General features: G+C 64.9%; 1 protein-coding gene. It reads right to left on the bottom strand.

The annotated features are described in order from the left end of the window. Positions 1-666, bottom strand: a 666-nt coding sequence (locus ACV22W_RS33565) for a 3-hydroxybutyrate dehydrogenase (protein WP_448023830.1), incomplete at both ends; no start/stop codon positions are given.

Below are 666 nucleotides of genomic sequence, written 5' to 3' on the forward strand. Positions count from 1 at the left end.
CGACTGGCCCGTGAGCGCGGCACTCGGGAACGCCGACAGGAACAGCACCGTCTGCGCGACGTCCTGCACCGTCGTGAACACGCCGTCTACCGTGTTGCCGAGCATCACCTTCTTCACCACTTCCTCTTCGCTGATCCCCAGTTCCTTCGCCTGCTCCGGAATCTGCTTGTCGACGAGCGGCGTGCGCACGAAGCCCGGACACACGACGTGCGAGCGCACGTTGTGCTTCGCGCCCTCCTTCGCCAGCACGCGTGCCAAGCCGAGCAGCCCGTGCTTGGCCGTCACGTACGCCGACTTCAGCGGCGACGCCTCGTGCGAGTGCACCGAACCCATGTAGATCACGACGCCGCCGCGATCGTCCTTGTACATGTGCTTGAGCGCGGCCTTGGTCGTCAGGAACGCACCGTCGACGTGGATCGCCTGCATCTTCTTCCAGTCGGCGAACGAGTAGTTCTCGATCGGGTTGACGATCTGGATGCCCGCGTTCGACACGAGGATGTCGACCGAGCCGAACGTTTCCGCCACCTTGTCGATGCCGCTGTTGACCGCTTCTTCGCTGGTCACGTCCATCGCGACGCCGATCGCCTTGCCGCCTGCCTTGTTGATCTCGTCGGCGACCGCGTTTGCGCCGTCCTGGTTCAGGTCGGCGATCGCGACAGCGGCGCC

It is taken from the genome of Burkholderia sp. AW49-1 (genome assembly GCF_053427845.1).